The following is a 24,473-nucleotide window of genomic DNA, read 5'->3' on the forward strand; positions in this document are numbered from 1 at the left end:
GTGCCACATAGTGTCGCGATGCTGACGTTTTGCGCATCGCATTATGTGACTGGCTGAATCAGGAGACCGACATGGCGATCAACAACGTGGCCGATCTGTTCGTGGCAACGCTCGAGCAGGCCGGCGTCAAGCGCATCTACGGCATCGTCGGCGACAGCTTGAACGCCCTGACCGAATCGCTGCGCCGCCGCGGCACGATCGAATGGATCCATGTCCGCCACGAGGAGGTCGCCGCGTTCGCCGCCGCCGGCGAAGCCGAGATGACCGGAAGCCTTGCGGTGTGCGCGGGCTCCTGCGGTCCCGGCAATCTGCATCTGATCAACGGCCTGTTCGACGCGCATCGCAGCCGCGTTCCCGTGCTGGCGATCGCGGCGCAGATCCCGACCGCCGAGATCGGCGGCGGTTATTTCCAGGAGACCCATCCGCAAAACCTGTTCCGTGAGTGCAGCCATTATTGCGAGCTGGTGTCCGACCCGAGCCAGCTTCCTTACGTGCTGGAGAATGCCATCCGCGCGGCGGTGGGCCTGCGCGGCGTCGCCGTCGTCGCCATGCCCGGCGACGTCGCATTCCGTAGCCCGCCCAAGCGCGCGCTGTCGACGACGCGCGGACTCGCGCTGTCGGCGCCGAAGGTGGTGCCGCAGGCCGATGAGCTGCAGGCGCTCGCCGAACTCCTCAACGGCACCGAGCGCGTCACCCTGTTCTGCGGCCGCGGCTGCGCCGGCGCGCATGCGCCCCTGATGCAGCTCGCCGAAGCGCTGAAGAGTCCGATCGTGCATGCGCTCGGCGGCAAGGAGCATGTCGAGTACGACAATCCCTATGACGTCGGCATGACCGGCTTCATCGGCTTCTCCTCGGGCTATGCCGCCATGCACGCCTGCGACGCCCTGGTGATGCTCGGCACCGATTTTCCCTACAAGCAATTCTTTCCGACCGATGCGAAGATCGCGCAGGTCGACATCCGCCCGGAAAATCTGGGACGACGCTGCAAGATCGATCTCGGCCTCGTCGGCGACGTCAAGCTGACCATCGAGGCGCTGCTGCCCTTGCTGAAAGCAAAGACGCAGCGCAAGCATCTCGACGACGCCGTCGCGCACTACAAGAAGGCGCGCGAGGGCCTGGATTCGCTGGCCAAAGGCACGCCGGGAAGCAAGCCGATCCACCCGCAATATCTCGCAAAAGTCATCAGCGACCACGCATCCGACGATGCGGTCTTCACCGCCGATGTCGGCACGCCCACGGTGTGGGCCGCGCGCTATCTCGACATGAACGGCCGCCGCCGGCTGGTCGGCTCCTTCGTGCACGGCTCGATGGCCAACGCCATGCCGCAGGCGATCGGTGCGCAGGCCGCCCAGCCCGGCCGCCAGGTGATCTCGCTCTCCGGCGACGGCGGCTTCACCATGATGATGGGCGATCTGATCACGCTGACGCAAATGAAGCTGCCGGTGAAGATCGTGATCTTCAACAACGGCGTGCTCGGCTTCGTCGCGCTGGAGATGAAGGCCGCGGGCTTCGTCGACACCAATGTCGACCTGGAGAATCCCGATTTCGCCGCGATGGCGCGCGCCATGGGCATCTTCGCCAAACGCGTCGAGGACCCCGGCGAGCTCCCCGGTGCGGTCAAGGAGATGCTGGCCCATGACGGCCCGGCGCTGCTCGACGTCGTCACCGCCAAGCAGGAGCTGTCGATGCCGCCGACCATCACGCCCGAGCAGATCAAGGGCTTTAGCCTCTGGGTCCTGCGCGCGGTGATGAACGGCCGCGGCGACGAGGTGCTCGATCTCGCGAAGACGAACCTATTGCCGCGTTAGCCCCGCTTCACCGAAGGCGCGGGCAGTCGCTCGTGGCGGTTCTGGAAGCGTTGCCAGTGCATCACTGAGCCGATCAGCAGGGCCGGCACGAAGCCGAGCACGATCAGGAAGTGCGGCAGCTCCTTCGGCGAGACGAAGGCGATGGCGATGTCCGAGATCAGCCAGAGCGCCGCGAACATCACCGCAAAGTCCGTTCGCGGGCAGCGCAGGTAGTAGAACACGGCGGTGATGACGATCGCGGGTCCGATCGCCACGCCGATCATGATCGCGGTCAGCTCCTTCGGCGTCAACGCGTCGAGCATCATCGAGGCCAGCAGCCAGAGTGCGGCGAACATGGCGACGATGTCGAGCGGATGCCGCAATCCAATACCTCTCGCGGGGACGTGCTATCGTTGTGGCCGGGGCTGCGGCCGTCAAGTCAAAATGCGCTTATTCCTCGTCACTTCCGGGCGTCGGGCGCAGCATGAAATGGCCGAAGGCGGTGGCGATCGGCTTGTCCGCATCGTCCTGCCAGGCGCGCGCCTCGAAGGCGACGATGCGCCGGCCCTGCTTCACGATCGAGACGTTGGCAAACGTATCGAGCGCACGGCCGGAGCGCAGATAGTTGACGGTGAGCCCGATCGGCTTGGGCGGCGCGGCGGCGCCGAGCTCGCGCGCGACGCCGATGATCGCGGTGGTCTCGAGGAAGGCGCCGGTCATGCCGCCATGGATCGCAGGCAGGATCGGGTTGCCGATTATCTTCGGTGAGAACGGCATCGTCAGCGTACCGTCGTCGTTGAGACGGATGCCGAGAGCGCGCGCGAACGGGCTGCGCGCGAACGGGCCATCCGGATCTTCCGGCGGCTCCAGCACCGGGATGCTGCGCGCATCCATCCTGCGGTCGGCGAGCATGTTGGTGCGGTTGGCACCGATCATGAAGCAGGCGGTCGCAGTCGCCACCGGATCGTCCTCGGATTCCTGATAGGCGGTGGAGCGCACGAAGGCGATCGAGCGCGTGGTGCGGTAGCACACCGAATGCGCCTTGATGTCGAGGCCCGGCGTCGCCGGCTTCTGATAGTCGATGCGCAGGTCAAGGGTTGCGATCGCGCGCGTGCCGTCGAGCGCAAGTTGCACCGCCATGCCGCAGCTCTCGTCCAGCATCGCGGTGACGACACCGCCATGCAGCACGCCGGTCTCGGTGTCGCCGACGAAGACGGGCCGGTAGGGCAGGCTCGACCAGGCCTCAGCTGGTGCAAAGCGGTCGAGCTGGAGCCCGCTGATATGGCCGTAATCGGAGCGGCGGCCTTGGATGGCGTCGGCGAGTTCCTCGAATGGGAGCGTGGTCGGTATGGTGCTCATGGGGACGTTCTAGACCAGTGTCGGGCGCCGCGCAAAACCCCGAATTGGCCTCGACAGAGCGGGCCGAAGCACCGATGGTGGGCGCTCCGTTCGCCGACTAGCCGCAAGGAGCGCCCATGGCCGACCCCGAAACGCCTGCCAACAATCAGGGGCCCGTCACCATTTCGAGCTCCAGCTCGGAGCGGGCGCCGATCATCTATTTCGACGGCGCGTCCTGCTTCGGTCATCACAACGGCGCGATCCAGATCGAGCTCGCCGCGAACCTCCTGATGCCGGTCGGCGCCGCCGTCAGGGTCGACGTGATCCAGACCGCGCACCTGCGCTGCAGCGTGGCCGCCGCGCTGGCGCTGCGCGAAGCCCTCGACAAGGCGCTGGCGATGTACCGGCAGGGCCAGCAGCAGCCGGTGACGGAGGAGATCCCGGCGGTGAAGAATTGAAGCTGGTGGTGCGACTGCGTCGGCCTTCATGGTTCGAGACGCGCCGCAATGCGGCGCTCCTCACCATGAGGGTCTAAGATATCGCTGCGAAATCAGACCTCATCCTGAGGAGCCCGCCAACGGCGGGCGTCTCGAAGGATGGCCGCAAGCGCAAGGCTGAAACAAACAGCCAAGCCTCAGCCTACATGCACCTTCGGCTTCTTGCCGCCGTTCCACTTGCCGTCGAGCGCGCGCTCGATCTGGGCGGCGAGTTGCAGCAGCAGGCCGTCATTGGCCTGCTTGGCGATGGCCTGGATGCCCAGCGGCAGGCCGTGGTCTTGCGTCGCCATCGGCATCGAGATCGCCGGCATGCCGCAGAGATTGGCCAGCGGCGTGAAGGCGAAGAAGCGCCAGAGATTGTCGAACCAGTCGCGCACATCAGGATTATCGGAAATGGTGAGATATTCCCTGGTGCCGACCTTCGGTGTCGGCAGCGCCGTGATCGGCGTCAGGATCACGTCCCACTGCTCGAAGAAGGCGCCAAAGCCGCGCGATGTGGTGTTGAATACGCCCTGCATCTTGGCACGCTCGGCGAAACTGGTGTGCCGGCCGGCTTCCCAGATCCGGATGTTCATCGGCTCGATCAGATCCTCCGGAGGTCTTTCCAGCCCGCGGGCGGCGAGCATGTTGGAGATCACCACGGCGAAGTTCGAGATGTAACAGGTGGTCTGCGCCTCGAATGCAGCGGGAAGGTCGATCTCCGGCAGCGCATAGTCGACGTGATGGCCGAGGCCTTCGAGGAAGCGTCCGGCCTTCTCCAACTCGGCTGCGATCTCGGGCGTCGCGGTGTAGTTGCCCCATGTATGGGACAATGCGATGCGCAGCTTCGAGGGATCGCGCTTGATCATCTCGAAATAAGGCTGCGCCGTGGTCCAGAACGGCATGAACTCGCCGGGCGCGGGCCCCCGCGCATGATCGACGAAGGCGGCGGTGTCGCGCACGCTGCGCGACTGGCAGCCCTGGATCGAGACGAGGCCGGTGAGGTCGGACATGTGCGGGGCCAGCGAGAACACGCCGCGCGAGACCTTCAGCCCGATATTGCCGTTGACGCCGGCGGGAATGCGGATCGAGCCGCCGCCGTCGGTCGCATGCGCGATCGGCACCACGCCGGCCGCGACCATCGCGGCGCTGCCCGCCGAGGAGCCGCAGGTGGTGTAGTCAATATTCCACGGATTGCGGGTGACGTAGACGGCGGGATTGTCGGCCGAAGAGCACACGCCGAATTCCGGCGTCGTGGTGCGTCCGATCAAATTGAGGCCGGCCTGGCGGAATTTGCCGGTGAGGAACGTATCGGCCGCGGCGCGATTGCCGCGCATCAGCAGCGAGCCCATTTCCTGCAGCCGGCCCTTCATGGTCGGCCCGAGGTCCTTCATCAGGAACGGCAGGCCGGCGAACGGACCTGCGAGATTGGCGCCGTCCTTGGCCGGATCGGCGATCACGTCCTCGAACAGCTCGACCACGCCCGACAGCGCCGGATTGACCTTGGCGACACCCGCGGCAGCCTGGCGCGCCAGCTCCTTTGCCGTCAGCTCGCCCTTGCGGACACGCCCCGCCAGCGCGATGCCATCGTGCTGCGCCCATTCCGTCCAGCTCATCGGCAACGTCATGAAGTCCTGATCTCCTTAAGATGCGGCGCCACCTTTTTCGCAAGGGACCGCTTGAATCAACTGAGCCGGCACGAGGGGCAGGGTTGCACGGGGCGGAGAGGTCGCAAGGCGGCGTCATCCCAATCCGGCAGTTGTCCGATCGTTGCAACCCGGAGGAGCCTGTAGCCCGGATGGAGCGTTAGCGTAATCCGGGGCCGCTCGCCCGGCATCCGGCACCGTCCCGGATTACGCTGGCGCTCTATCCATCCTTGCTGTGTCGCCCGCTGTCAATTGCCGCGCATAAAAATATTCCACTTTACCGAAATTCGGTTTCGGCGTATGTGTCGGCCATCCTGATCCGGCGAAAGGGGCGGTCGTACGTCGTCACGAGCCGCGGATCGGGGAGCGGTGGACGCGCAGCGTCGTGCACGGGAGGAGGGAGCAGGGCGGGATGACCCCCGTGAGGTCCAGGCTTCGTGCGGACGAACGGCGCTTCAAGCGTACGGCCAAATCGCGTGGTCCTGGCTGTCGTTGCTACAGCCAAGCCTTGCGGAGGTGCGCCGAGCCCGACCGGGCGAAGCGCGCCGCCAATCCGTGAGGTGACGGAGGCAAGCAGGAACTCGTCTCCGGGGAGAGCGCGCCATAGGCCGTCAAACATCGCGCAGGGAAGGCCGGACGTTTCGGCTTCACCTGTTGATCCGTTGTGCATTGCGTGTGCATCTCATCGCACGACGGACCCGCGGGCGCCAGCCGGCGCCCGGCCTTCCCTGCGCCCTTTCGTTGAGGGCGCGATGCGGAGCGCAAAGCTCGGGCGGAAGTGCCGCGAGGAGGTGAAGGCATGTCTGCAACACACAACCGGCGTCGTGGGTGGGCAAAGCGACTTGTCCGCCATAGCTCGAAGAGCGACGGCGGAAGCGTACCCACGCATCTCGTGCCGCGTTTGAATTTGGTGGGCACGGCGCGGTGCGCCTTTGCCCACCCTACGGCACCGTGTCTGCCGCATACACTCGGTGTCATCGCCCGCGCAGGCGCATCCGGGATCCGCGAGGGTGTTCGCGCGCCGTCCCCACGAATGTGGCGAGATCGCATCGGTTCGACAAAAAATCCCCTGTCGACGGTCCGCCGCAGTACCTTGATGAATCAACCCCGGTTGGTCCATAAGCGGCGTCCCGTGGCCGGTGGTTCGCCCCCGCGTTGCGTGCTTGGATAGAGGAATTCTCGCGTGGCAAATATCAACCAGAAAATTGCGCAGGAGCTTGGGGTTCGGGCGGAGCAGGTCGAGGCGACGGTGACGCTGCTCGATGGCGGCGCCACGGTTCCCTTCATCGCCCGCTACCGCAAGGAAGCGACCGGTGCGCTCGACGACGCGCAATTGCGCACCCTGGAGGAGCGCCTGGGTTACCTGCGCGAGCTCGAGGATCGCCGCAAGGCCATCCTCGAATCAGTCCGCGAGCAGGGCAAGCTCGATGCGGCGCTCGAGGCCTCCATTCTCGCCGCCGACAGCAAGGCCCGTCTCGAAGACATCTATCTGCCGTTCAAGCCGAAGCGCCGCACCAAGGCGGAGATCGCCAAGGAGGCCGGCCTCGAGCCGCTCGCCAACCAGCTGATGGCGGAGCCCACCAACGATCCGAAGGTGGTGGCCGAAGGCTTCATCAACGCCGAGAAGGGCGTTGCGGATGCCGCCGCCGCGCTCGACGGCGCCCGCGCCATCCTGGTCGAACGCTTCGACGAGGACGCCGACCTGATCGGCGCGCTTCGCGAGGAGATGTGGACCAACGCGCGCATGGCCTCCAAGGTGCGCGACGGCAAGAAGACCGAGGGCGAGAAGTTCGCCGACTATTTCGAGTTCTCCGAGCCGCTGACCAAGCTGCCCTCGCACCGCATCCTCGCGATGTTCCGCGGCGAGAAGGAGGAGATCCTCGACCTGCAGATCCAGGCCGAGGCCGAGGCGCCGCCGCCGGGCGTGCCCAGCGCCTATGAACTGAAGATCATGAAGCGGTTCGGCATCGCCGACCTCAAGCGCGCCGGCGACCGCTGGCTGATCGACACCGTGCGCTGGGCCTGGCGCACCAAGATCCAGGTGCATCTCAATATCGACCTGCGCATGCGGCTGTGGAACGCCGCCGAGACCGAGGCCGTGCGCGTGTTCGCCTCCAATTTGCGCGATCTCCTGCTGGCCGCGCCGGCCGGCACCCGCGTCACCATGGGGCTCGACCCCGGCTATCGCACCGGCGTCAAGGTTGCCGTCACCGATGCCACCGGCAAGGTCGTCGATACCGCCGTGATCTATCCGCACGAGCCGCAGCGGCAGTGGAACGAGTCGCTTGCGATCCTCGGCAAGCTCGCATTGAAGCATCGCGTCGAGCTGATCGCGATCGGCAACGGCACCGCCTCGCGCGAGACCGACAAGCTCGCAGGCGATCTCGTCAAGGGGCTGGCCGAGCTGAAGATGACCAAGATCGTGGTGTCGGAAGCCGGCGCGTCGGTCTATTCGGCCTCGGCTTTCGCCTCGGAGGAATTGCCCGGTCTTGACGTCACCCTGCGCGGCGCGGTCTCGATCGCGCGGCGCCTGCAGGATCCGCTCGCCGAGCTCGTCAAGATCGAGCCCAAGGCGATCGGCGTCGGCCAGTATCAGCACGATCTCGGCCAGGCCAAGCTCGCAAAATCGCTCGATGCCGTGGTCGAGGACTGCGTGAACGCCGTCGGTGTCGACGTCAACACCGCGTCCGCACCGCTGCTTGCCCGCGTGTCGGGTGTCGGCTCAGGTCTGGCGCAGAGCATCGTGGCGCATCGTGACGCCAACGGCCCGTTCAAGTCGCGCAAGGCGCTCAAGGAGGTGCCGCGGCTCGGGCCGAAGGCGTTCGAGCAGTGCGCCGGCTTCCTGCGCATTCTCGGCGGCGAGGACCCGCTCGACGCCTCCGGCGTGCATCCGGAAGCCTATCCGGTGGTGCGCCGGATCCTCAGCGCCACCAAGAGCGACATCAAGGCGCTGATCGGCAGCAGCGAGATCGTGCGCACCTTGAAGCCGAAGGATTTCGTCGACGAGACCTTTGGTCTGCCGACCGTCACCGACATCTTGAAGGAATTGGAGAAGCCCGGCCGCGATCCGCGTCCGGCGTTCAAGGCCGCCGTGTTCAAGGAGGGCGTCGAGGAGATCAAGCATCTCCAGAAGGGCATGATCCTCGAGGGCACCGTGACCAACGTCGCCGCCTTCGGCGCCTTCGTCGATATCGGCGTGCACCAGGACGGCCTCGTGCACATCTCCGCGATGTCCAAGACCTACATCAAGGACCCGCGCGAGGTGGTGAAGCCCGGCGACATCGTCAAGGTCAAGGTGCTGGACTTCGAGGTCGCCCGCAAGCGCATCTCGCTGACCTTGCGTCTCGACGACGAGGTCGGTGCCAAGAAGGACGCCCCCGGCATGCAGCGCGACAACAGCGCGCGCAATCCCTCGCGCATGACCTCGGCCGCACCGCGCAAGCAGGAATCCTCCGGCGGCGGCGCCCTCGCCGAAGCGCTGCGCCGCGCGGCGGAGAAGAACAACGGCAAGCGGGCGTGACATCTTGACCTCTCCCCGCCCTTTGCGGGGAGAGGTCGGAATTCGCGCGTAGCGCGGATTTCGGGTGAGGGGCATGGCAACCTGCGCGCCGAATCGATGGTCCCCCCGGCTCCCACACACGCCCTCAATTCAAATCACATTCGCGGAAGCAGCCCCTCACCCCACCCTCTCCCCGTAAGAACGGGGAGAGGGAGTGATAGAGCGTCGCCTCCCTAACACTCGCGTCAGAATCTGGCGCGTTTGTAAGTTGAAGGCGCCGATCTCTTGCTCTCATCTGATCATCCTCGTGCGACGCGCTAACCGCCGCACTGCAAGGAGGATGCTTCGATGAACAACAGGCTTCTCAAAGGCCTCACCGCGGTGACGATCGCCGCGGCGATGGCGCTCGCTTCACCGGTGCTCGCCCGTGGCGGCGGCGGACATGGCGGCTTCGGCGGCGGCGGTCATTTCGGCGGCGGTGGACATTTCGGTGGCGGCATGCACGCAGGCGGCTTCGGCGGCATGCGCGCCGGCGGGATGGGCGGTGCGCGCTTCGCCCATGTCGGCGGTCCTGCCTTTGGCGGTGCACGCTTCGCCCATGCCGGCGGTCCCGCTTTTGGCGGCGCACGCTTCGCCCATGCGGCGATCGGGCCGCGTTTCGCCGGGGCCGGCTGGCACGGCCATCGCGGCTTCCACCATCATCACCATTTCCGTCGTTTCGCCGTCTTCGGCGCGCCCTTCATTTACGCCGGCTACAACGATGGCTGCTGGCGCAGGAGCTGGACGCCCTATGGATGGCAATGGGTCAATGTGTGCGGAGACTATTGGTAGTCGCATCGCCGTACCGCACCATTGTCGCGATCGCCACCGGGCGGTTCCGTCCAGCCCCGGAACGGGATAGTCTGGTGGCGATTGTCGCGCGGAGTTTTGCATGACCGGAGGTCACCGTCGCATCCTGGTCGTCGAGGACGATCCGGAAACAGCAGGCCAGCTCGTCGAGGAATTGACGACCTCCGGCTACGACGTCGATCTCGCAGCCAGCGGCCGTGAAGCTCTCAGCCACGGCGCCGCGCGCGACTATGCCGTGATCACGATCGACCGGATGCTGCCCGATATCGACGGCATCAGCGTGATGCGGCAATTGCGCGACGACGGCGTTGCCGCGCCGTTCCTGATCATCTCCGCGCTCGGCGAGGTCGATGATCGCGTGCGCGGCCTGCGCGCCGGCGGCGACGACTATCTCGTCAAGCCGTTCTCCTTCACCGAATTGCTGGCGCGGCTCGAGGCGCTGGGCCGCCGCAGCGAGACCATCGCCAAGGAGACGCTGCTGCGGGTCGGCGATCTCGCCATCGACCTGATCGCGCGCAACGCCAGCCGCCGCGGCCGCAAGATCCCGCTGCTGCCGCGCGAGTTCCAGCTGCTCGAATATCTCGTCCGCAACGAGGGCCGCGTCGTCTCCCGCGCGATGCTGCTCCAGCACGTCTGGGACCTGCATTTCGATCCCTCCACCAACATCATCGACGTCTATGTCGGTCGCGTTCGCCGCAAGGTCGACGATGCCCAGGCCTATCCGCTGATCCACACCATCCGCGGCATCGGATATTGCCTCCGTGCTCCTGGTTAAGACGCTCCGCTCCTCGACTTTCCGCCTGGCGCTGATCGCGATCGCGGCGTTCGGGCTGATCGTCGCGGCGATCATGGCCTATGTCTATTTCGGCACGCTGGCCTATGTGGAGAGCCGGGTCGGCGACGCCGGCGATCACAGCGGTTTCACCGCGATGATCGAGCTTGCAATGGCGGCGGTTGCCGTGCTGCTGCTGGTGCTCGCCGGGCTTGCCGCCGTGCTGGTGACGCGGCGCACGGTCGGGCGGATCGAGGAGATCAACGCCACCAGCCGCGCCATCATGCTCTCAGGCCTCGACCAGCGCATCCCCTTGCGCGGCAGCCATGACGAATGGGACCGCGTCGCCGAGAACCTCAACCAGATGCTCGACCGCATCGAGACGCTGATGGGTGAGGTCAAGCAGGTCAGCGACAACGTCGCCCATGATCTGCGCACGCCGCTGACGCGGATGCGCGGCCGGCTGGAGAAGGCCTATCACCACCAACGCAACAGCGAGGCGGATGCCGCGCTGATCGGCGACACCATCGCCGATCTCGACGCCGTGCTCGGCATGTTCGCCTCCATCACCCGGATCTCCGAGATCGAGAGCCGCGCCCGCACCGGCGCCTTCCGTGCGCTCGATCTCGCCGAGATCGCCGGCGAGGTCGTCGAGCTCTACGACGCGGCCGCCGAGCAGGTCTCAACGCGCCTCAGCCTCGCCGGAGACCGCGAGGTGCCGATCACCGGTGATCGCGACCTGCTGTTCGATGCCATCGCCAATCTCGTCGACAATTCGATCAAGCACGGCTGCAAAGGCGGGCAGGTGACCGTGACGTGCCGCAGCGCCGATGGCGGTGCGGTGATCGCCATCGCCGACGATGGTCCGGGCATTCCCACTGAGGAGCACGATCACGTCTTCAAGCGCTTCTACCGGCTCGAGCAGAGCCGCTACACGCCGGGCAACGGCCTTGGCCTCAGCCTCGTCGCCGCGGTCGCGCGCCTTCATGGTGCGGGCGTAGCGCTGCATGACAATGCGCCGGGCCTGACGGTCGAGCTCCGCTTCCCCGCGACATCATAGCTCAATCACGCCGCGGCGTGCCGCATGCGCCACCGCATCGGTGCGGCCGGTGGCGTCCAGCTTGTCGAGCAGCGAGCCGACATGGAATTTGACGGTGTGAACGGAGATGCCGAGCCGGCGGGCGATCATCTTGTTGGAGGCACCCTCGGCCATCAGCGCCAGCACGTCGAGCTCGCGCTGCGTCAGCGCGATGTCGGCGGGCATCACGCGCGGATCACGGGTGACAACGGTCGCCGTGGCAGCCTCGCCGGGCGCGGCAAGGCGAAGCCCGGCGACGCTGCCGAGCAAGGCCGCCAGGCGATCGGCGAGGGCGGGATCGTCGATCTCCAGGGCAAGCACGATCTCCGGCGTCCGGTCCTCGCTCACGCCTCCGGCCTCTCGCCGACCGTGACCTTGAAGCTGATCGGCTCGCCGCCGCGGCGCGCCGCGACGTCGACCACCGCGCCGACGCTCGAAGGACCCAGCGTTCGCGACAGCGCGCGCACGCCTGACAGCTTCTGGTCGTTAACTGCCACAATGACGTCGCCCTGGCGGATGCCGGCCGCGGCCGAAGGGCCGGCCTTGTCGACATTCATCACCATGGCGCCGATGCCTTCGTCGAGCCGGACCGGCTGGAGCCCGAGGCCGAGATATCCGCGCGCGATGCGGCCGCACGTCTCGAGTTGCGCCGCGACGCGCTCGATCGTCGCCGTCGGGATCACCAGCACGCGCCGCGGCCCGAGCACGGCCATGCCAAAGGCTTCGCCCGATGCATCGAGCGCAAGGCCGCCCTGCTGGCTGCCGCGCAGGCGGACATCGAGCTCGATCCGCGCATCGATCTCGCCGCCGCGCAGAGAGCGCCAGCCACTGCCGGACGCCGATACCATCCCCAGCGCGGCACTCGGCGTCTCGCGGTTGGTGGCCACAACGATCGACAACGCGCCGAGGGGCGGGACCGTTGCTGCGAGCTTGACCGGCGTAGCAGCGGCCTCAGTGCGCAGCAGCGCGATGTCGGTGGTGTGGTCGCGGCCGGCGATCGTGGCAGCCACGCGGCTGCCGTCGGCAAGGCCAATCTCGACCTCGCCCTCGTCGGCCAGCGCCTCGTCGGCGGTGACGATCAGCCCCCCTTTCCAGACGAAGCCGGTCGCACGGGAGCGATGCGAGTGCACAGAGACGATTGCGGGCGCAGTGCGCGCCACCACATCCGCGAGGGCGGACGATAGTGAGGACAGGGGAGTTGGGTCAGTCATAGCTGGCTCCTATAAGCTGCCCTCAATCTGGGATGTCGCGGGGAATCGCGAAACTGGCCGGGTGGTCAGGACACCGCCTGTTACGGCCGACGAACATGTGATTGGGAGCCGCTCACGGGAACGTGTAGCAATCGGCCCGACATTGCGCCGCACGGCCTCAACCAGTTTCAGCGAGCCCTGACCGATGACCATCGACCTCACCCGCCGCACCCTGCTGCAACTCGCCGGCGCGACCTCGCTTGCCATGGCCGCCGCAGCTGCCGCACGGGCCGAGGGCACCCCGCAGGGCGGCGGGCCGACCTATGCCAGCCGAACGCCGATGCGGGTCGGCATGGTGACGCTGCGGGTGAAGAATCTCGACAAGGTCGCCGACTATTACCGCGATGTGATCGGCCTCACGGTGATGGAACGCTCGGCGACTGCGGCGAAGCTCGGCACATCAGGCGTCACGCTGCTGGTGCTGGAGGCCCGCCCCAATGCGGAAATCGAGCCGCGCAATGCCGCCGGCCTTTACCACACCGCCTTCCTGATGCCGACCCGCAAGGACCTGGCGCGCTGGCTTGTGCACGCGGCCTCGCACCGCGTGAAGCTGTCGGGCTTTGCCGATCACCTCGTCAGCGAATCCGTCTATCTCGACGATCCCGAAGGCAACGGCATCGAGGTCTATGCCGACCGCGATCCCTCGCAATGGCAATGGAGCGAGGGCAGCGTGAAGATGGCGTCCGACGAGCTCAACATCCCCGACCTGTTGTCGCTGACCAATACGCGCGTGCCTGATTACGCCAGGGCGCCGGACGGAATGCGCATCGGCCACATGCATCTGCGGGTCGGCGATCTCGCGCAGGCCGGAGGCTTCTATCATGGCGCGATTGGCCTCGATCCGACCCGCAGCCGCAGCGGCGCTGCGTTCCTGTCGTCGGGCCGCTATCATCATCACCTCGGCATCAACGTCTGGCAGAGCCAGGGCGCGGGCCAGCGCGACGACCAGATGACGGGTCTCGCCTGGTTCTCGCTGGTCATGGCCAAGCCGGAGCTGCTCGCCGCGCAGGAAGAGCGCCTGCGCAAAGGCGGTGCGAAGGTCACGGCGCTTGCCGACGGCGTGGAGGCGATTGATCCCTGGGGCACGCGGGTACGCTTGCTCAAGGTTTGATCGCGGGGGCGGGCATTGCTAAGACCCCTCGGGTGCCAGCTTCCGGAGCCCCCGACATGTCCGAATTCAACGGCGTCTTCCCCTATCTCGTCTCGCCCGTCGATGCCGACGGCACAGTGCGGACGAACGTGCTCGCAAAGCTCTGTGATGATCTGATCGGCGCCGGCGTGCACGGGCTGACGCCGCTGGGCTCGACCGGCGAGTTCGCCTATCTCAATGCCGCGCAGCGCACCGCGGTCGTGCAGACCACGATCGAGGCGGCGAGGGGCCGCGTGCCTGTGATTGCGGGCGTCGCCTCGACCTCGACGGCGGACGCGGTGGCGCAGGCGAAAGCCTACCAGAAGCATGGGGCCGACGGCATCCTCGCGATCCTGGAAGCGTATTTTCCGCTCACTGACGGCCAAATCGAATCCTACTTCCGGGCCATCGCTGACGCCGTCGACATTCCCGTCGTCATCTACACCAACCCGCAATTCCAGCGCTCCGACCTCACCCTCGACACCATCGCGCGCCTCGCCGAGCATCCGCGCATCGGCTACATCAAGGACGCCTCGACCAACACCGGCCGGCTGCTCTCGATCATGAACCGCTGCGGCGATGCCTTGCGGGTGTTCTCGGCCTCCGCCCACATCCCGGCCGCGGTGATGCTGATCGGCGGGCTTGGCTGGATGGCGGGACCGGCCTGCATCATCCCGCGCCAGAGTGTCGCGCTCTACGACCTCTGCAAGGCCGGCCGCTGGGACGAGGCGATGGTGCTGCAGCGCAGGCTGTGGCGCATCAACGAGGCCTTCGCCCGCTTCAATCTCGCCGCCTGCATCAAGGCCGGGCTTTCGATCCAGGGCTACGACGTCGGCGACCCCGTCCCGCCGCAGGCGGCGCTGACGGCCGATGCGCGCAAGGTGGTGGAGGCGGCGCTGCGCGAGCTGACATAGCTCGTTGCCACGCGGCAATATGCCCCGGCGCTCGTGCGGGAGCCCCAAAAGTCTTAACCTGCGCAATCGAGAAACTTCCGAGCGTTTGCGACGTTGCCGCGTGAGCGATTTCTGTCCATGCAATGTGCATCTCAGAGCCCGCATTCAGCACAAGACACGGTGATCACCCATGAATCGTCGCTACGCGATTGCCGCGGCAGCCTTCGCCGCCCTGCTGCTCGCCGTCACGGCCGCGAAAATCCTGCATGTCCCGGTCTCCTATGCCCCATGGGCGGCACCCTCCGCACGCGCCGTCGAGCAGCGCGGCCCGCTGTCCGATGGCGAAAAGGCGACCATCGACATCTTTGAACGCGTGTCGCCCTCGGTCGTTCAGGTGGCGGTGAAATCGGCGGCGAGTCCGCTCATGGGCGAGGAAGGCCAGGGCGGCGGCGCGTCCGGCACGGGATTCGTCTGGGACCGCGAGGGCCATCTCGTGACGAACAATCACGTCGTGGCCAATGGTGGCGAGATCGCGGTGCGCTTCGCCTCAGGTGAAGTCGCGCAGGTCGACCTCGTCGGCACGGCGCCCAATTACGACCTCGCGGTGCTGAGGATCCGCAGCGTGCGCGAGCTCCCGCAGCCGGTGGCGCTCGGCAGTTCGAACGACCTGAAGGTCGGCCAATCCGCCTTTGCGATCGGCAACCCCTTCGGGCTCGATCAATCGATGACCTCTGGCATCATCAGCGCGCTCAAGCGCCGGCTTCCAACCCATGGCGGCCGGGAGATCGCCAACGTCATCCAGACCGATGCTGCGATCAATCCGGGCAATTCAGGCGGGCCGCTGCTGGACTCCGCCGGCCGGCTGATCGGCGTGACTACGGCGATCATATCGCCGTCCGGCTCGAATGCCGGCATCGGCTTCGCCGTGCCGGTCGATGTTGTGAACCGGATTGTCCCCGAGCTCATCCGCAACGGCCGCGTGCCGACGCCCGGCATCGGCATCGTCGCCGCCGGCGAGGATGTGTCGACGCGGCTTGGCGTCGAAGGCGTCATCGTGGTGCGGACGGCCCCCGGCAGCCCCGCCGAGCGGACGGGGATTCGCGGCGTCAACTTTTCGACGGGAGCGGTCGGAGACATCATCACCGCGGTGGAAGGGAAGCCGGTGCGGCGCCTTTCCGATTTGACCGATGCGCTCGAGCAGGCCGGAGCGGGCAAGACCGTTCGCCTCACGGTCAAGCGCGGCTCGGACAGCCGCGACGTCAATGTAGGCATCATCGATATCGAGCGTTCCTGACGGCGAATTTCCCGCCCGCAAGGGGGGCAGACGCGCATTGCAGATGTGTCGCGGCTCGGTTGTCTGGCGCGCAAAATCGGTTAAAACCGCCGCGGTCGTTTTTGCGGATTTCGAGGACCCCACGGAATGAACATTCTTCCCGGCAATTTGCGTTTCGGAGCGGGGCAGCCCGTCAAGCGTTTGGAAGACCAGCGGCTGCTGACCGGGAAGGGGCAATTCATCGACGACAAGCCAGGCGACGGCGCCCTGTGGTTGTACGTGCTGCGCTCGCCGCATGCCCATGCGACGATCGTCTCGATCGACACCAGCGCGGCGGCCGCGATGCCGGGCGTTGCCGCGATCTACACCGGCGCCGACCTCGTCAAGGACGATGTCGGCAGCATCCCGACGCTGAGCATCTTCAAGCGCCCCGACGGCAAGCCGATGACGGTGCCGCCGCGCCGGCTGCTCGCCCATGAGGTCGTCCGCTACGCCGGCGAGGCCGTGGCTGCCGTTGTGGCGTCGTCCCGCGTCGAGGCGCAGAGCGCAGCCGAGGCGATCGTGGTCGAGTATGACGTGCAGCCTGCGGTGGTCGACCCTGTCGAGGCCGTCAAGCCCGGCGCGCCCGTGGTGTGGCCGGAGGCGCCGGACAACATCGTCGGCGCGATGGCTTACGGCGATGCCGCCAAGGTGGACGAAGCGTTCGCCAAGGCCGCGCACACCGTCGAGCTCGATCTCGTCAGCCAGCGCCTCGTGCCGTCGGCGATGGAGCCGCGCTCGACCATTGCCGAGATCGACAAGAAGACCGGCCGTCTGCTGCTGCATGTGCAGTCGCAGACCCCGGCCTCGACCCGCGACGTGCTCGCCGAGGCCGTGCTGAAGCGTCCCAAGGACAGTGTGCGTGTGCTGGTCGGCGATATCGGCGGCGGCTTTGGCCAGAAGACCAATCTCTATCCAGAGGACGGCATCGTCGCTTATGCCGCGACCAAGCTGAGCAAGAAGATCCGCTGGCGCGGCGATCGCACCGACGAATTCGTCGGCGGCACCCACGGCCGCGATCTCACCTCGACTGCGTCCTTTGCGCTGGACGAGAAGGGCAAGGTGCTGGCCTATCGCGTCAAGTCGATCGGCTGCACCGGCGCTTACTCCTCGGGTGCGGCGAACATCATTCCGCTGGTGCTCGGGCCGTTCGTGCAGACCGGCGTCTACGACCTGCCGCTGGTGCATTTCGAGGTGCAATCAGTGATGACCCACACCGCGCCCGTCGGTGCCTATCGCGGCGCCGGCCGGCCCGAAGCGGTCTTCATCGTCGAGCGCCTGTTCGACGCCGCCGCGCGAAAGATCGGCATCGATCCGCGCGCGATCCGCAAAGCCAACTACATCAAGCCGGCGCAGCTGCCTTATACCAATGCGGCGGGCCAGGTTTACGATTCCGGCGCCTTCGCGCACATGCTCGACCGCGCCGTGAAGCTGGCCGACTGGGACGGCTTTGCCGCGCGCAAGAAGGCGGCGAAGAAGAAGGGCCTGCTCTACGGCCGCGGCCTCACCTCCTACATCGAATGGACCGGCGGCCGCGCTCATACCGAGAAGGTCAGCCTGCACGCGACCTCTCAAGGGCGCGTCGTGCTGCATTCCGGCACCATGGCGATGGGGCAGGGGCTGCAGACCACCTACACCCAGATGATCTCCGACACGCTCGGCATTGCCATGGACAAGATCGATGTCGTGCAAGGCGACACCGATCTCGCGATGGGCTTTGGCAGCGTCGGCTCGCGCTCGCTGTTCGTCGGCGGCACGGCGGTCGCGGTCTCCTCCAACGATCTGATCCAGAAGGCGCGCGAGAAGGCGGCGAACGTGCTCGAGACCTCGGTCGAGGACATCGAATATCAGGGCGGCATGCTGACCGTGGTCGGCACCGACCGCCGCATCAGCCTGTTCGACATCGCCGAAAAGGAGAGCGGCGCCAAGCTCAGCGTCGATTCCGAGGGCGAGGTCGATGGTCCGAGCTGGCCGAACGGCACGCATATCTGCGAGGTCGAGATCGATCCCGAAACCGGCGTCTCCAAGGTCGTGCGCTACACCACGGTCGACGATGTCGGGGTCGCCGTGAACCCGATGCTGGTGACGGGGCAGATCCATGGCGGCGTCGCGCAGGGCATCGGTCAGGCGCTGTATGAAGGCGTCTCGTATGATGCCGACGGCCAGCTCCTCACCGCGAGCTATCAGGACTATTGCATCCCGCGCGCCGACGACGTGCCGCCGATCGTGGTGACGCTGGATGATTCCGCGCCCTGCCGCACCAATCCGCTCGGGGCCAAGGGCTGCGGCGAGTCCGGCGCCATCGGCGGCCCGCCTTGCGTCACCAACGGCGTGATGGACGCGCTCGCCGAGCTCGGCGTCACCCAGCTCAATACGCCGCTGACACCGCAGAAGATCTGGCAGGCGATCAGGGATGCGAAGGCGGCGGGTTAGCGTCGAGTTATTGCGCTAGCTGCTGCCACACACTCCGCTGTCGTCCCGGACAAGCGCGCCCAAGCGCGCGCCGATCCGGGACCCATCACCACAGGGAGGAGTTTGGCGCAAAACTGGTAATTCCGAGTCCCCGCAACCACATCTCCCTGTGGTTATGGGTCCCCGCCTTCGCGGGGACGACAGCGGAGGATGCCGCGCCAACTCGAGCTGAAGTCCTAGACCTCAAATCCCCAGCATCATCTTCGCAATAATGTCGCGCTGGATCTCCGAGGTGCCGCCGAAGATGGTGTAGGCGCGGCCGTTGAGATATTCCGGCACCATTGTCAGCATCTCCTCCGGCGTCGCCGGCTCGTGATTGAGCTTGTAGAGCGGGCGCATCGGCTCGACGGCGAGGGCGTCGTGGCCGATGACGTCGACGCCGAGCCGCGTCACGGCCTGGCGGATCTCGCTGTTGCGCAGCTTCAGGATTGACGACACCGCGCCGGGGTTTTGTCCGGTCTGCAACGCGGAGAGCACGCGCAGCTCGGTCATTTCAAGCGCGTCGATATCGATCTCCACCTCCGAGATGCGCGCGGCGATATCGGGACTGTCGATGGCGCGGCCGGTCAGGTCGGACTCGGCGAGGTCGGCGATCGCCTTCAAGCCCTCGCGCAGCTTGGCCGAGGCGATGCCCGAGCCGCGCTCGAACTCGAGCAGATATTTGCCGTAGGTCCAGCCCTTGCCTTCCTCGCCGACCCGGTTGGCCACGGGCACGCGGACGTCGTCGAAGAACACCTGGTTGACCTCGTGGTCGCCGCCGATGGTGAGGATGGGACGCGTGGTGATGCCAGGCGTCTTCATGTCGATCAGGATGAAGCTGATGCCGTCCTGCTGCCGCGGCCCGTCGCTGGTGCGCACCAGCGCGAACATGCGATTGGCGTGATGCGCATGCGTGGTCCAGATTTTTGTGCCGTTGATGATGTAGTCGTCGCCGTCGCGCACCGCGCGCGTCTTCAGCGAAGAGAGGTCGGAGCCGGAGCCCGGCTCGGAATAGCCCTGGCACCAGTAATCCTCGCCGGAGAGAATCCGCGGCAGGTAGAAGTTCTTCTGCTCGGGCGAGCCGAAGCCGATGATGACCGGCCCGACCATCTTCACGCCCATGACATTCACATTGGGCACGCCGGCCCGCGCGGACTCCGTCTCGAAGATCCAGCGCTGCGCCGGCGTCCAGGCCGGCCCGCCATGCTCGACCGGCCAGCCCGGCGCGCCCCAGCCCTGCCTGTGTAGCGCGCGCTGCCAGGCCATGCCGATATCAGGGTCGGAGAACACCGAGGGCGTCAGCGCGGTCGCGCGCTTCATCTCCTCGGTGAGATTCTTGGCAATGAAGCTGCGTACCTCGTCCTGGAAGGCGCGCTCTTCGGCATTGAACGACAGGTCCATGAGGCTCTCCCGGTATCAAGCCTTGCGGCCAAGTTCGGCGTGACGGGCATAGTGGTGCGCGCTGCCGCCGAACAGCGTGTCGAAGGCGACGAGGCGCTTGAAATAGGCGCCGACCTCGAGCTCCTCGGTGACGCCCATGCCGCCGTGGAGCTGGATCGACTGCTCGCCGACGAAGCGCGCACATTTGCCGATCTTGGCTTTGGCGCCGGACGCGGCCCGTGCCCGCTCGACTGGCGCGGCATCTGCCTTGAGCGCAGCGCGCAGTGCCATCGAGCGCGCCTCGTCGACCTGCATCGCCATGTCGGCGAGGCGATGGCGGATCACCTGGTTGGCCGACAGCGGCCGTCCGAACTGCTTTCGGATCTTGGTGTATTCGAGCGTGGTGTCCAGCAGCGTCTGCATGATGCCGACGGCTTCTGCGCCGAGCGCGGCCATGGCGCGATCGACCGCCCATTCGATCGCCGGCAGTGCGTCGCTGCCGTCGCCGAGCAGGGCGTCCTCGGGCAGATGCACGTCGCATAGCTCGAGGTTGCAGGCGCGCCCGCCGCCGAGGCGCGGAAAGTCGCTGACGACGAGGCCAGGCGTCGTCGCGGGGACGAGGAACAGGCCGGTCCGTCCCGAAGGCCTCTGATGATCATGAATGCGCGCGGAGACGATGATCTCATCGGCGGCATGGCCGTCGAGCACGGCGAGCTTGCTGCCGGCAAGGCGCCAGCCCTGTGCGGTCCGGTCGGCGGCGGTTGCGACCTTGGCGAGATCGAACCTCGCCGTGCGCTCGGAATGCGCAAACGCAAGCTTCAAGGATCCATCCGCGATCTTCGGCAGGCTCTCCTGCTTCTGCTCATTGGTGCCGCATCTGGCGATCAGTGCGGCTCCCAGCACCACGGTCGCGACATAGGGCTCCGATACCAGCCCACGGCCGAACGCCTCCATCAGGATGCCGATCTCGACCGCGCCGCCGCCAAGGCCGCCGAACTCTTCCGCAATCGGCAGCGCCAGCCAGCCGAGCTCGGCGAACTGCTTCCACACCTCCGGGCTAAAGCCGAGCGGATCGTTCGCCATCTTGCGACGGTGATCGGCATCGTAGCTTCCGGACACGAAGCGCTCCGCGCTCTCGCGCAGCAGCCTTTGCTCGTCACTGAGATTGAGGTCCATCGCAATTACTCCGCGGCCGCCGGCGGCTTGCGCACGGAGGGATGCAGGCCCGAGGGATCGACGATCATGCCGAACTCCTGAAGGTTGTGGGCATGGCAGAGCTGATGCAGCGCAAAGGCCTGGTCGATTGCGGCGGGCTGGCCCATCACATCGACCGAGCGGTTCACCGCTTCCTTGGTCATCTTGAGCGCGAAGGCCGGCTTTGCCGCAATCCTGCGCGCCAGCTCCAGCGTGCGCGCAGAAAGCTCCGCGCGCGGCACCACTTGGTTGACCATGCCGAGCTGCTGCGCCACCTCGGCGCTCCAGTTGTCGGCGGTGAACAGGAACTCCTTGGCCTTGCGCGCGCCGAGCTCCCAGGGATGCACGAACCATTCGACGCCGCAGACGCCCATGGTCACCACGGGATCGCAGAACTGCGCATCGTCGCTGGCGACGATGAGGTCGCAGGCCCAGGCCAGCATCAGCCCGCCGGCGATACACTTGCCGTGCACCTCGGCAATGGTCGGTTTTGCGAGATTGCGCCAGCGCCGGGTGATCTGGAGATAGATTTCCTGCTCGCGCGCGAAGCGGCCATGGGCATTCGGCTCGGCAAAGCCGCCCCAATTTCCGATCGGTGGAAAATCGACGCCGGCGGCATTCTTGCCGCCGGGACGCAGATCATGGCCGGAGGAGAAGTGCGGACCGTTGCCGGCGAGGATGATCACCTTGACCGAATCGTCCTGCACCGCCGCGTCGAAGGCGGCATTGAGGTCGTAGGTCATTTGCAGGTTCTGCGCGTTACGCGCTTCTGGCCGGTTCATCACGATCCGGGTGATCGCCGGATCCGGCCTCTCCACGAGGATGGTCTCGAACGACGTCATCGCGTTTCCCCCGGTGTTCTGTCTTATTGTTTCGTCGAGTTGACTATGTCGGTCAGGGATAGGCAAGAGGCTTGCGTCAGTCGGCTGAGGTGCGCTCATCCGGCGCAGTCATTCCGGGATGGTCCGGAGGACCAGACCTGGAATCTCGAGATTTTCAGGTACGCAAGGGCGCACCATGGCTCGCTTCGCGCCCCGGAATGAACCCGAAAAGCTGGTACCGCGTTATCGCTATCTGATATTGAGTTACAGGATTCCACCGGGAGAAATTTAATGCGCAAGATCCTGACCGTGCTGGCGGCGCTGGCCTCGCTGAGTCTCACCAATTGCGGCTACAACGCGATCCAGAGCGAGGACGAGCAGATCAAGTCCAACTGGTCCGAGGTCGTGAACCAGTATCAGCGCCGCGCCGATCTCGTGCCCAATCTCGTCAACTCGGTGAAGGGCTTTGCCCAGCAGGAGAAGGATGTGCTGCTGGGCGTCACCAATGCGCGCGCCAAGGTCGGCAGCATCCAGGCGACGCCCGAGGTGCTGAACGATCCGGCCGCCTTCCAGAAGTTCCAGGCTGCGCAGGGCGAGCTCTCCAGCGCGCTGTCGCGGCTGCTGGTCGTCACCGAGAACTACCCGCAGCTCAAGTCGGACGCGCTATTCAAGGATTTGATGTCGCAGCTCGAGGGCACCGAGAACCGCATCACGGTGGCGCGCAACCGTTACATCAAGGCGGTGCAGGATTATAACGTTACCATCCGCTCGTTCCCGAGCAACCTCACCGCGATGATGTTCGGCTACAAGGAGAAGCCGAACTTCTCGGTCGCAAACGAGAAGGAAATCTCGACCGCGCCGAAGGTGGACTTCAACCCGGCGCCGGCACCGTCGAAGTAAGCGCGCGCGATTCTGCGAATGGTCTTCACTCCACCCACCACTGTCATTCCCCGCGAAAGCGGGGAATCCAGTACGCCGCGGCCTCTCCGTAGGCCTCTGGCGTCTCTGGAATACTGGATCGCCCGGTCGAGCCGGGCGATGACACTGAGTGTGCGGCGCGCGGTTTTCGTTGCGACGCTCGTCCTCGCCTTCGCGCTCCCCGCCTCAGCCGACGTCGCCATCCCCGAGCTCACCGGCCGCGTGGTCGACCAAACCGGGACGCTGTCCAGCAGCAACGTCGCCGCGTTGTCGCAAAGGTTGCGCGACTTCGAGACGCGCAAGGGCAGCCAGATCGCCGTCCTGATCGTGCCGACCACGCAGCCGGAGACGATCGAGCAATTCTCGATCCGCGTTGCGGAGGCCTGGAAGATCGGTCGCAAGAAGGTCGACGACGGCGCGATCCTCGTCGTCGCCAAGAATGACCGGCATTTGCGCATCGAGGTCGGCTATGGCCTCGAAGGCGCGCTCACCGACGTCACCTCGCGGCGGATCATCGATGAGATCATTACACCGAAATTCCGGGCAGGCGATTTCGGCGGCGGCATCTCGGATGGCGTCGATCGCATGATCCGGGTCATCGACGGCGAGCCGCTGCCGGTTCCGTCACCCACGGTGAGCTTCGGTCATCTGGATGACCTCGCGCCGGTCTTCATCGTGACGCTGTTCGCCTCGATCGGGGTCGGCGGGTTCTTCCGGGCCATGCTGGGGCGGCTGCTCGGATCCCTGGTGACCGGCGGCATCATCGCAGGGCTGACCTGGCTCATTCTCGGCTCCTTCGCGCTCGCCATCGCTGTCGGAGTCCTCGGCTTCGTCATCGGATTCGTCGCCGATCTGTTTTCGGCGATCGCGCCGGGCACTGGCCGTTCGCGCGGCGGCTCGTGGTCGAGCGGCTCTTCGTCGGGTGGCTGGAGCAGCGGGTCGTCTTCCAGTGACAGCGGCAGCTTCAGCGGCGGTGGCGGCAGTTTCGGCGGCGGCGGCGCCTCGGGGAGCTGGTAGCGGTCATGAGCATCAAGCGCATTGCCAGACATCTCGTGCAGCATCATTGGCGCGCAAAGCAGATCTTTCCGCCGGCCGTGCTCGCCCGCATCGAGCAGGCGATCAAGCAGGGCGAGACCACCCATTCCGGTCAGGTCCGCTTCGTGGTCGAAGGCGCACTCGACGGCGCGCCGCTGTTCCGCAACCAGCCGGCCCGCGAGCGCGCGCTCGACGTGTTCGCGCATCAGCGCATCTGGGACACCGCGCATAACAACGGTGTCCTGATCTATCTCCTGCTCGCCGACCGTGACGTCGAGATCGTGGCCGACCGCGGCATCCACGCCAAGGTTGGTGCCGAAGGATGGGAAAGCATCTGCCGCGCGATGGAGGCCGAGTTCGGCTCCGGCCAGTTCGAGCGCGGCGTCATCGCCGGCATCACGGCGGTGTCGCGCGAACTGGCGCGGCATTTTCCGCCCGGCGCATCGCATGCGAACGAGCTGCCGGATGCGCCGGTCGTGATGTGACGAGGAGCTAAGTCAACTCTCGCACCGTCACCCTGAGGTGCTCGCCTCTTCGGCGAGCCTCGAATGGCGACGGCCCGGCTGCTGCAGCTCGGCCGTTCATCCTTCGAGGCTTCCACTTGCGATGCATCGCATCGCAAGCCTCGCACCTCAGGATGACGGT

General features: G+C 66.3%; 21 protein-coding genes. 13 read left to right on the forward strand and 8 right to left on the reverse strand.

Features of this window, described 5'->3' with window-relative positions:
• Positions 1 to 71: 71 nt before the first annotated feature.
• Positions 72 to 1,808, forward strand: coding sequence for a ubiquinone-dependent pyruvate dehydrogenase (gene poxB, locus GGD62_RS28510; protein ID WP_183711460.1), 1,737 nt, complete (start codon positions 72 to 74; stop codon positions 1,806 to 1,808).
• Here poxB and GGD62_RS28515 read toward each other — a convergent pair.
• Positions 1,805 to 2,170 (reverse strand): hypothetical protein, encoded by a 366-nt coding sequence (locus GGD62_RS28515; protein ID WP_179734997.1) that lies wholly within the window; start codon positions 2,168 to 2,170, stop codon positions 1,805 to 1,807. The genes poxB and GGD62_RS28515 overlap by 4 nt on opposite strands.
• A gap of 67 nt (positions 2,171 to 2,237) precedes the next feature.
• Positions 2,238 to 3,146: a PaaI family thioesterase gene (locus tag GGD62_RS28520; RefSeq protein WP_183711462.1), complete on the reverse strand. Its 909-nt coding sequence runs from the start codon at positions 3,144 to 3,146 to the stop codon at positions 2,238 to 2,240.
• A 116-nt stretch (positions 3,147 to 3,262) separates the two neighbouring features.
• On the opposite strand from GGD62_RS28520, the gene GGD62_RS28525 reads away from it, so the two are divergent.
• Positions 3,263 to 3,583: a hypothetical protein gene (locus GGD62_RS28525; RefSeq protein ID WP_018317261.1), complete on the forward strand. Its 321-nt coding sequence runs from the start codon at positions 3,263 to 3,265 to the stop codon at positions 3,581 to 3,583.
• 176 nt (positions 3,584 to 3,759) lie between these two features.
• On the opposite strand, the gene GGD62_RS28530 is transcribed toward GGD62_RS28525, so the two are convergent.
• The gene (locus GGD62_RS28530; protein ID WP_183711464.1) at positions 3,760 to 5,229 is read right to left on the reverse strand and encodes an amidase; all 1,470 of its coding nucleotides are present in this window, start codon (positions 5,227 to 5,229) and stop codon (positions 3,760 to 3,762) included.
• A 1,201-nt stretch (positions 5,230 to 6,430) separates the two neighbouring features.
• Between GGD62_RS28530 and GGD62_RS28535 the strand changes: the two genes are divergently transcribed.
• From GGD62_RS28535 to GGD62_RS28550, 4 genes are all read left to right on the forward strand, one after another.
• On the forward strand, positions 6,431 to 8,767 hold the full coding sequence (locus tag GGD62_RS28535) for a Tex family protein (protein ID WP_183711466.1): 2,337 nt from the start codon (positions 6,431 to 6,433) through the stop codon (positions 8,765 to 8,767).
• A 327-nt stretch (positions 8,768 to 9,094) separates the two neighbouring features.
• On the forward strand, positions 9,095 to 9,577 hold the full coding sequence (locus tag GGD62_RS28540) for a hypothetical protein (RefSeq protein ID WP_018317259.1): 483 nt from the start codon (positions 9,095 to 9,097) through the stop codon (positions 9,575 to 9,577).
• A 100-nt stretch (positions 9,578 to 9,677) separates the two neighbouring features.
• Positions 9,678 to 10,370, forward strand: a complete 693-nt coding sequence (locus GGD62_RS28545) for a response regulator transcription factor (RefSeq protein WP_018317258.1) — start codon at positions 9,678 to 9,680, stop codon at positions 10,368 to 10,370.
• Complete coding sequence (locus GGD62_RS28550) at positions 10,357 to 11,427, forward strand: HAMP domain-containing sensor histidine kinase (protein WP_183711468.1); 1,071 nt, start codon at positions 10,357 to 10,359, stop codon at positions 11,425 to 11,427. The genes GGD62_RS28545 and GGD62_RS28550 overlap by 14 nt, the downstream gene beginning before the upstream one ends.
• On the opposite strand, the gene GGD62_RS28555 is transcribed toward GGD62_RS28550, so the two are convergent.
• Together GGD62_RS28555 and GGD62_RS28560 are read right to left on the reverse strand one after the other, a co-directional pair.
• On the reverse strand, positions 11,422 to 11,793 hold the full coding sequence (locus GGD62_RS28555) for a response regulator transcription factor (RefSeq protein ID WP_183711470.1): 372 nt from the start codon (positions 11,791 to 11,793) through the stop codon (positions 11,422 to 11,424). The genes GGD62_RS28550 and GGD62_RS28555 overlap by 6 nt on opposite strands.
• Positions 11,790 to 12,656 carry a S1C family serine protease gene (locus GGD62_RS28560; protein ID WP_183711472.1) on the reverse strand — a complete coding sequence of 289 codons (867 nt, stop codon included), beginning with the start codon at positions 12,654 to 12,656 and terminating at the stop codon, positions 11,790 to 11,792. The genes GGD62_RS28555 and GGD62_RS28560 overlap by 4 nt, the downstream gene beginning before the upstream one ends.
• Positions 12,657 to 12,840: 184 nt before the next feature.
• Between GGD62_RS28560 and GGD62_RS28565 the strand changes: the two genes are divergently transcribed.
• From GGD62_RS28565 to GGD62_RS28580, 4 genes are all read left to right on the forward strand, one after another.
• Positions 12,841 to 13,806 (forward strand): VOC family protein, encoded by a 966-nt coding sequence (locus tag GGD62_RS28565; RefSeq protein ID WP_183711474.1) that lies wholly within the window; start codon positions 12,841 to 12,843, stop codon positions 13,804 to 13,806.
• A 56-nt stretch (positions 13,807 to 13,862) separates the two neighbouring features.
• Positions 13,863 to 14,738 carry a dihydrodipicolinate synthase family protein gene (locus tag GGD62_RS28570; RefSeq protein ID WP_183711476.1) on the forward strand — a complete coding sequence of 292 codons (876 nt, stop codon included), beginning with the start codon at positions 13,863 to 13,865 and terminating at the stop codon, positions 14,736 to 14,738.
• A 169-nt stretch (positions 14,739 to 14,907) separates the two neighbouring features.
• Positions 14,908 to 16,011 (forward strand): S1C family serine protease, encoded by a 1,104-nt coding sequence (locus GGD62_RS28575; RefSeq protein WP_183711478.1) that lies wholly within the window; start codon positions 14,908 to 14,910, stop codon positions 16,009 to 16,011.
• 126 nt (positions 16,012 to 16,137) lie between these two features.
• Positions 16,138 to 18,462 (forward strand): xanthine dehydrogenase family protein molybdopterin-binding subunit, encoded by a 2,325-nt coding sequence (locus GGD62_RS28580; RefSeq protein WP_183711480.1) that lies wholly within the window; start codon positions 16,138 to 16,140, stop codon positions 18,460 to 18,462.
• A gap of 222 nt (positions 18,463 to 18,684) precedes the next feature.
• Here GGD62_RS28580 and GGD62_RS28585 read toward each other — a convergent pair whose 3' ends face one another.
• Genes GGD62_RS28585 through GGD62_RS28595 form a run of 3 tightly spaced genes read right to left on the reverse strand, consistent with a single transcriptional unit; the run spans position 18,685 to position 21,896 of the window.
• Positions 18,685 to 19,881, reverse strand: coding sequence for an acyl-CoA dehydrogenase family protein (locus tag GGD62_RS28585; protein ID WP_183711482.1), 1,197 nt, complete (start codon positions 19,879 to 19,881; stop codon positions 18,685 to 18,687).
• Between the two features lie 15 nt (positions 19,882 to 19,896).
• A complete protein-coding gene (locus GGD62_RS28590) occupies positions 19,897 to 21,036 on the reverse strand; it encodes an acyl-CoA dehydrogenase family protein (protein WP_183711484.1) in 1,140 nt (379 codons plus the stop codon).
• A gap of 5 nt (positions 21,037 to 21,041) precedes the next feature.
• Positions 21,042 to 21,896, reverse strand: a complete 855-nt coding sequence (locus GGD62_RS28595) for an enoyl-CoA hydratase (RefSeq protein ID WP_183711486.1) — start codon at positions 21,894 to 21,896, stop codon at positions 21,042 to 21,044.
• 270 nt (positions 21,897 to 22,166) lie between these two features.
• On the opposite strand from GGD62_RS28595, the gene GGD62_RS28600 reads away from it, so the two are divergent.
• The 3 genes from GGD62_RS28600 (at position 22,167) to GGD62_RS28610 (ending at position 24,313) form a co-directional block, all read left to right on the forward strand.
• Complete coding sequence (locus GGD62_RS28600; RefSeq protein ID WP_018317247.1) at positions 22,167 to 22,775, forward strand: LemA family protein; 609 nt, start codon at positions 22,167 to 22,169, stop codon at positions 22,773 to 22,775.
• A 138-nt stretch (positions 22,776 to 22,913) separates the two neighbouring features.
• On the forward strand, positions 22,914 to 23,810 hold the full coding sequence (locus GGD62_RS28605) for a YgcG family protein (protein WP_183711488.1): 897 nt from the start codon (positions 22,914 to 22,916) through the stop codon (positions 23,808 to 23,810).
• A 5-nt stretch (positions 23,811 to 23,815) separates the two neighbouring features.
• Positions 23,816 to 24,313, forward strand: coding sequence for a TPM domain-containing protein (locus tag GGD62_RS28610; protein ID WP_183230389.1), 498 nt, complete (start codon positions 23,816 to 23,818; stop codon positions 24,311 to 24,313).
• Positions 24,314 to 24,473 lie beyond the last annotated feature (160 nt).

The sequence above is a fragment of the Bradyrhizobium sp. ERR14 genome (assembly GCF_014198235.1).
GTDB lineage: Bacteria > Pseudomonadota > Alphaproteobacteria > Rhizobiales > Xanthobacteraceae > Bradyrhizobium.